Genomic DNA, 6,817 nt, shown 5'->3' with positions numbered 1-6,817 from the left:
GCAGCAACCGATCGATCAGTTCGCGGGTTTCCTGAGAAACCGGCCCCTTGGCAGGATGGAGAACGAACTGGCGACCGCAATCTTGACACTTGTACAACTGCTTTTTCAGCCGGTTGAATCCATTTTTAGTCACATGGTTGGAGTGACACTGCGGACATGTCAGATACATCTTCTTCATCCTTAAAGCAAGAGATTCTGATCTTATCGAAACCTATCGGTCAGGGCGCTACCAGAATTTGTTGTCTGGTGATTTAAGAAACTTGGCAGGCATGCTTTCAATGAAAGTATAAATATGCCGAACAAGGCAAATTAACTCGGATGCAATCTCCGCTGCGCTCCATTTGCACCGGTTATTTGCAACGTTACGTGTCTTTAAGAGTTCGGAGTATTTTTGAATAATGCAAAATATTATCTATGTAATGCGTCATGTAGATATTGGTGGGAACGTCGATATTCCGTATAAAAAAGTGGGTATAACTGGAGCCGGGAATGCAAGCCTTAGTTCAAGGTTGTTACAGATAAGCAATACAAAATCTCCTATAAAGGCGCAATGTATAGCTGCTTGGGAGCATCATGACGCACGGGCTGTTGAAAATGCGTTACATATGCTCCTGGATGACAGCCGAGTTGAGGGTGAATGGTTCTTAGATAAAGACGATACTTTAGTCGAGCGTATGCAACCAATTATGGAGCTAATAGGTGCGAAGGAATTACCGATTGAGCAAAGTAATGACGCTTATACTCAAAGCGTCCTTCGTAAAGAGGTAGAAGCGAAACAAACGTCTGATCATATTTTACTTGGCGAAATTTCAGATTTACTAGAGAAGCCTCTTAGATCCAGTTCACGGATTTCTGGGCCTACATTTTTCAGTGATGAAAAACAGCTAACTTACTACGTAAATGCAAGGAAGTCGGGTAAGCATCATCTCTCTATAGGCCGGAGCAGGGATATCTATGATGATATTAAAGAGTTTCTTGAAGGTCGAGGATTTGCCGTAGAGCAAGGAAAAAAAGGTGGTGCAAAAGTAATGAGTATAAGCAATGAAACAGTTGCCTCAGTAATTAACTTAATTGAGCGCGAGTTTGTACCAATCAACACGTAACAAGTTGCACCAGCCGACATTTTTTCCGTAGCCCCTTTTTGTGCTTAATAGAACCGAAGAAAGGGACACCCACTTACCGTTGACGCTCTCAAGGCGCTCTCCTGGAATAAGAATAAAAGAAGAATAAAAGGACACCCACTTACTGTTGACGCTCGCGAGACGCTCTCCTACGCTTCTCCCAACACCTCCAGCGGAGGAGATGCACCATGACCCGTCCCCGCGCCGTGCTCGTCTCCTTGTCCGATACGCCTTGGTATCACGTCGTCACGCGTTGCGTGCGACGAGCCTATCTCTGCGGCTTCGATCAGCTGACAGGGCGGAGTTTCGAGCATCGGCGCGGCTGGGTGGAGTTGCGGTTGCGTCAGCTCGCGGGGGTGTTCGCGATCGATGTCGCGGCCTATGCGGTGATGAGCAATCACGTGCATCTGGTGGTGCGGGTGGATGCGGATCGAGCCGCGGGGTGGTCGGAGACCGAGGTGCTGCGGCGCTGGCGGTGTCTGTTCCGGGGGCCGGTGGTGGTGGAGCGGTTCCTGTCGCCTGCGACGCGGGCGGGGATGACCGAGGCGGAGCTGGAGGTGGTCGCGGGGTTGGTCGCGACATATCGGGCGCGGCTGGCGGATCTCTCCTGGTTCATGCGGGTGCTCAACGAGTCGATCGCGCGGGCGGCGAATCGGGAGGACGGGGTGCGCGGGCGGTTCTGAAAAGAAAGGGACACCCACTTATCGTTGACGCCCCCAAGGCCCTCTCCTACGCTTCTCCCAACACCCCCAGCGGAGATGCCCCATGACTCGTCCCCGCGCCGCGCTCGTCTCCTTGTCCGATACGCCCTGGTATCACGTCGTCAGAAGAAAGGGACACCCACTTACCGTTGCAAGCGGCTCCGTGCGCTCCGCCCGCCGCAACCGCTGGTGCAACCGATCCGTCCCTGCGAAAATAAAAGGACACCCACTTACCGTTGACGCTCGCGAGACGCTCTCCTACGCTTCCTCCAACCCTCCAGCGGAGATGCCCCATGACCCGTCCCCGCGCAAAGAAAAGGACACCCATTTACCATTGACGCTCCCAAGGCCCTCTCCTACGCTTCTCCCAACACCTCCAGCGGAGGAGATGCCCCATGACCCGTCCCCGCGCCTCGCTCGTCTCCTTGTCCGATACGCCCTGGTATCACGTCGTCACGCGGTGCGTGCGCCGGGCGTATCTCTGCGGTTTCGATCGGCTGACCGGGCAGAGTTTCGAGCATCGTCGCGGCTGGGTGGAGCTACGGTTGCGTCAGCTCGCGGGGGTGTTCGCGATCGATGTCGCGGCCTATGCGGTGATGAGCAATCACGTCCATCTGGTGGTGCGGGTGGATGCCGATCGGGCGGCGGGGTGGTCGGATACCGAGGTGTTGCGGCGCTGGCGGTGTCTGTTTCGCGGGCCGGTGGTGGTGGAGCGGTTCCTGTCGCCTGCGACGCGGGCAGAGATGACCGAGGCGGAGCTGGATGGGGTCGCAGGGTTGATCGCGACCTATCGGGCGCGGCTGGCGGATCTTCCCTGGTTCATGCGGGTGTTGAACGAGTCGATCGCGCGGGCGGCGAATCGAGAGGACGGGGTGCGGGGACGGTTCTGGGAGGGACGGTTCCGTTCACAGGCGATCCTCGACGAGACGGCGCTGCTGGCGGTGATGGCCTATGTCGATCTCAACCCGATTCGGGCGGGGATCGCGGAGACGCCGGAGGAGAGCGCGCATACCGGGATTGCGGCACGGATCGCCGCGTTGCGGGCGGGCGATGATGGCCCGGCGAACGGGCGGCATCTCGTCGTGGCGCCGTCACCCGATACGGCAAGACGAGCACCGCCAGACGTCCACCCCGGCTCGCAACGCGCGCGTGCTGCCCAGGAGACCGCGACGTCCGAGACGGATGACAGCCCGCCAGCCACGCACCCGCCCTCACCTGCCGTGACCGATCACGCCGACAGCTCGCCAGACGCTCGCAGCACCAATCTCTGGGAGACCGTCCTCGGTCGCCTGCCCCCTGCCCCACTACTGCCCTTCGGCAACCCCGCCGAGGTCCCCGCAGCGATCCCCTTCACCTTCGACGGCTATCTGACCCTCGTCGACTCGCTCGGCCGCGCCCTGCATCCGCGCAAGCGCGGGGCGATCCCGTCGGACTTGCCCGAGATTCTCACCCGACTCGGCATCGCGCCGGAGCGCTTCGTCGAGCACGCGGGTTTCCTGCTCAAGGGGTTCGGTGCGGCAATCGGTGCGCCGGAGCGGATGACGGCGCTCGCGGCACGGCGAGAGTGTCGTTATCTACGCGGCGTGCGCCGCGCCACGGTCCTCTTCGGCCCGACCACGCCGACGGATCGTCCGGCAGCGACCGCATCGCCCTCGCCCGTTCCTGGCCGATAAATATTCAAACGCAAATTCAATAACTTCTACATACCACAGAAAGCGTAAATACGCGATGGATATTTTTGTAAGAAACTTGGATACGTCAGATATACCAGAAGTCTTTCAGATAATAAACGGATGCCCTCATTTAGAGGCGCACTCCCCTTTTATATACTGGATACTATCAAATTATTTCACCAATCTGTCCGTTGTCGCTTTACACAAAAACAAAGTGATTGGCTTTTCTTCCGCAATATTAAGCAGTAACAGCAAAAAAAATTAGCGTATATCTGGCAGGTTGGCGTAGATATAAACTTCAGAAAAAAAGGAATTGGAAAAAGAATGATAAAAGAAATACTTTGTAATTTCGAAAAACACAACATTGAAAGTGTAGAGTTTTCAGTACCCCCAAATAATTTCGCCAGCCTCAAAATGTTTCAAAAAGCACTATCAGAATCAAGCTACCAAATCAAAGAGATGGCAGACCTTAACATTTCCGTAAAAAATATAAACTGGACAGAAAGTCATCGCCACTTTACGGCAAACCTCATAAATCAAAAACACTAACAAGCCAAGCCAAAATAACGTGCCCCCCCCAAGAGCGACACTCTACACTTATCGCAGAACGCTTTTCCGCCCAGTTATAAACAAGCCCGCAGCAAAAAACGCAAACCAAAAAGAGAAAGCTCATGTTTCACAGGAGAACTCAATACCCGCCCCCGTCAGGAAATTATTCAGTAAAAGTGAAACGTGGAGACAGCTGGAGAAATCATCGCAATTGCAGGCTTCAAATAAGCGTCGGCCACCAGTACCACGAAGCCGAAAAACTCAGCGCCACAATAGAATGGGCCACAAACAGATTTACTCCAGAACAGGGGAGTCAAATATTTTTATGCGTAAATGACACATTGCAGCGATACAACTCAATGTCAAAAGACAACATCACAGAAAAAAAAGCGTTAGAGCAAAGCATAGAATTGGGCAATGAATGGATAGAAAGGAACTCTTGTTTTTTCTCAAAAACCAGAAACCTTCACCTATCCCGCTGGGATTTCTGGAGAAGCCATAAAGATTACAAAAAATCACTAGACTCGACATATAAACTCTACGATCGCAATATAGAATTCCATAACGCAATCGACAAAAATGCATATGTGTTTTGGGAAAGACAAAAAAACAGAAACCGCTCCTCGAAAAGAACACTAGCCCGCTCTCTCGAACTTTCCAAGCTATACCTTCTTGAAGAAACGGCAGTCTTTTCACTTATGTTCAAATACAATCCCGCCATAGACATATACCCAGGCACAACATTACTTCCATGCACAATATTTCAAGGCAGGAGCAATATCCCCGGGCTTCCGGATGGTTTAGGGCAAGGCGCCTTCGCTCAAATTGATTTCGCGAAAAACTCAAAAATACGCAACAAATAATTCATGCGCAACCCAAAAACAAGCAACACCAATAATTAAGTAACACCCACCCCGCCCACTTATACAAAAACCTCTCCTACGCTTGCCCGCGCTGTGGGCGGCAAGTATATCTCTGCGGCTTCTATCGGTTGACAGAGGGAGTTTCAAACATCGACGGGGCTGGGTAGATTGGCGGTGATAGCCGATGTCGATATCAACCCAGTCTGGGCAGTGACCCCGAAGACACCGGGAGAAAGTACGCACAACGGGATCGCGGCGCGATCCCGTCGGACTTGCCCGAGATTCTCACCCGACTCGGCATCGCGCCGGAGCGCTTCGTCGAGCACGCGGGTTTCCTGCTCAAGGGGTTCGGTGCGGCAATCGGTGCGCCGGAGCGACTGACCGCGCTCGCGGCACGGCGAGAGTGTCGTTATCTACGCGGCGTGCGCCGCGCCATGGCCCTCTTCGGCCCGACCACGCCGACCGATTGTCCGGCAGCGACCGCATCGCCCTCGCCCGTCCCTGGCCGATAGCGCGCATGGCCTGTCCCTGGCCGCGCCTGCCCCTGCATGCTAGACCTTCGGCTGCGCCCGCCGCGCCCCTCCCCCGATCGGCTTGAACGCCACGGGGGCGACGAACCGCGCCCAGGCCCAGCTTGCCAGCCGCACGACCAGACGCACCACCAGCAGCGCCCACAGCAGCATCAGCGCCCGGTAGACGATCACCCAGGCGGAGATCAGCTCGGGCTGCGGCAGTGCCACCCACGCCTCACCCTCGACCCGGTCCTGATACCACTGCAGCGCATCGGCGCTCGATCCGTTGCCGGCGATATGCATCTCGGGCTGGCCGAGCAGGCTCGACGGGATCGAGTCGAGCAGCGCGGCGAAGGCCGCGACGGTCAGCAGCGCCAGCACCAGTTGCACGAGGTTGTGTCGCCACGCCGAGGCCCTCGGTGACAACCACCCGCGCGCATGGAAGGCGAGCACCCAGACCACCACGACCACCGCGGCAAGGAGCGATTGCGTCAGTCCGACGAGGAGCACGAACCAATCGAGGCGCTTGAGCGGGATCCCGCGAATCGCCCCGAACACCAGGGCCGCGACGACAACGGCGATCAGCAGCGCCCAGAAGGTCACGGCAGGCCCCATGGATGGACCGGCGGTCCAGACCACCCATCGATCCTCGGCAGGCATCACCTTGACGCGGAGAGTATAGGACACCCACTTACTGTTTCCCGGGGCTGATGAAGTCGAGGGCGATGCCACGCTCGGCGGCCCAACGTTGGAAGGCGGTGCTGGTGAACTCCGGTCCGTTGTCGAGACGCAGACGCTCGGGGCGCCCCCGGACGCTGATGACCTGTTCGAGCACGCGGATGACGCGCGCCGAGGTCAGCGAGACGTCGACCTCGATACGCAGCGCCTCGCGGTTGTAGTCGTCGATGAGGTTGAAGGTGCGATAGCTCATGCCGCTGCTCAGCGCATCGCTCATGAAGTCGGCCGACCATTGCAGGTTGGGACGGATCGGTTGCACCAGCGGTTGCGGCGGGCGGAGCGCCCGGAGTCGCTTGCACCGACGCCGCAGATTGAGCTTGAGCGCGCAATACACCCGCCAGACCCGCTTGTGGTTCCAGGGATGTCCGGCGCGGCGCAGCCGCACATAGAGCTTGCGGAACCCGGCGGATGGATGGTGCTCGGCCAGCGTGCTCAGCGCCTTGATCAGCGGCCCGTCGTTACGCGGGCGGGCGTGATAGTCGAGCACCGAGCGACTCAGCCCGAGCAGTCGACAGACGCGCCGCTTGCTCACGCCCTCGGCCATGGACTCACCCGCCAGGGCGCGCCGCGCCCTGGCGCTCAGAGCTTTTTTTCGACGATCTCCTTCAGGATCTTGTGATCCAGGCTCAGATCCGCGTACATGTGCTTGAGCCGGCGATT

The 6,817-nt window shown here is 56.8% G+C and carries 5 protein-coding genes and 4 pseudogenes; 6 read left to right on the top strand and 3 right to left on the bottom strand.

Translation table 11 applies throughout. From position 1 onward, the window contains the following. Positions 1 to 169: pseudogene (locus EBL84_RS17625) on the bottom strand (IS1 family transposase); the annotation flags it as partial. 229 nt (positions 170 to 398) lie between these two features. Here EBL84_RS17625 and EBL84_RS16550 point away from each other — a divergent pair. The 6 genes and pseudogenes from EBL84_RS16550 to EBL84_RS16520 all read left to right on the top strand — a co-directional run. Beyond that, complete coding sequence (locus EBL84_RS16550) at positions 399 to 1,103, top strand: GIY-YIG nuclease family protein (protein WP_123141795.1); 705 nt, start codon at positions 399 to 401, stop codon at positions 1,101 to 1,103. Positions 1,104 to 1,309: 206 nt separating this feature from the next. Continuing rightward, positions 1,310 to 1,801: pseudogene (locus EBL84_RS16545) on the top strand (transposase); the annotation flags it as partial. Between the two features lie 416 nt (positions 1,802 to 2,217). Next, positions 2,218 to 3,495, top strand: coding sequence for a transposase (locus EBL84_RS16535; RefSeq protein ID WP_123141794.1), 1,278 nt, complete (start codon positions 2,218 to 2,220; stop codon positions 3,493 to 3,495). A gap of 267 nt (positions 3,496 to 3,762) precedes the next feature. Next, positions 3,763 to 4,044: pseudogene (locus tag EBL84_RS17620) on the top strand (GNAT family N-acetyltransferase); the annotation flags it as partial. 122 nt (positions 4,045 to 4,166) lie between these two features. After that, positions 4,167 to 4,907, top strand: a complete 741-nt coding sequence (locus EBL84_RS16525) for a hypothetical protein (RefSeq protein ID WP_123141792.1) — start codon at positions 4,167 to 4,169, stop codon at positions 4,905 to 4,907. 245 nt (positions 4,908 to 5,152) lie between these two features. Continuing rightward, positions 5,153 to 5,419: pseudogene (locus EBL84_RS16520) on the top strand (transposase); the annotation flags it as partial. Positions 5,420 to 5,458: 39 nt separating this feature from the next. On the opposite strand, the gene EBL84_RS16515 reads toward EBL84_RS16520, so the two are convergent. Together EBL84_RS16515 and EBL84_RS16510 are read right to left on the bottom strand one after the other, a co-directional pair. After that, positions 5,459 to 6,106, bottom strand: coding sequence for a hypothetical protein (locus EBL84_RS16515; protein ID WP_148040326.1), 648 nt, complete (start codon positions 6,104 to 6,106; stop codon positions 5,459 to 5,461). Between the two features lie 4 nt (positions 6,107 to 6,110). Beyond that, positions 6,111 to 6,701: a DDE-type integrase/transposase/recombinase gene (locus EBL84_RS16510; RefSeq protein WP_123141790.1), complete on the bottom strand. Its 591-nt coding sequence runs from the start codon at positions 6,699 to 6,701 to the stop codon at positions 6,111 to 6,113. Between the last annotated feature and the right edge of the window lie 116 nt (positions 6,702 to 6,817).

It is taken from the genome of Marichromatium sp. AB31 (assembly GCF_003718685.1).
Lineage (GTDB): Bacteria > Pseudomonadota > Gammaproteobacteria > Chromatiales > Chromatiaceae > Marichromatium > Marichromatium gracile.
Note: the sequence above shows the minus strand (reverse complement) of the source record. Positions and strands in the feature narration are given on the sequence as shown.